Raw genomic sequence first — 508 nt, 5'->3', positions numbered from 1 at the left:
CGGTCGATCGAGGCGGTCCACTGCGCGATGGAGATCTCGTCGATGGATGCCGGCTCGTCGGGGTTCGACGTCGATGTCATGCCCGCGTTGTTCACGAGGACGGTCGGTGCGCCGAAGGCGTCGAGGGCGGCGGCCAGAACGGCATCCACTCCGTCCGCGCGGGTCAGGTCGGCGGCGACGCCGTGCGCATCCACTCCGGCGGCGCGCAACTCGGCGACGCGCTCGTGGATGCGATCCGTGGTCGAGGCGACGACCACGCGCATTCCGGCCCGGCCGAGGAGCAGCGCCGACGCCATGCCGATCCCCTCCGGACTGCCCGCCCCGGTGACGATGGCGATGTCGCTGGTGCGCTCGGTCATGGTGGGTCTCCTTCTCCGTCGTTCCATCCTGCCCGCCCCGAGCCACGGCTTTTTCGGGGAAATTTCGGATGCCGTCGCCTGATGTTACGAGTTAGTGAATGCTGTTGACTAGGTCATCCACTATCGGGATACTCGGGGAAACCACGCAA

The 508-nt window shown here is 67.1% G+C and carries 1 protein-coding gene; it reads right to left on the bottom strand.

Annotated features, from left to right (window positions below; translation table 11 throughout):
- Positions 1-359 (bottom strand): SDR family NAD(P)-dependent oxidoreductase (locus AC1B00_RS09730; RefSeq protein ID WP_488849530.1); only part of this gene is annotated, 359 nt, incomplete at its 3' end.
- Positions 360-508 lie beyond the last annotated feature (149 nt).

The sequence above is a fragment of the Campylobacter sp. DY7 genome (assembly GCF_057802535.1).
This window is presented reverse-complemented; position numbering and strand designations above follow the sequence as displayed.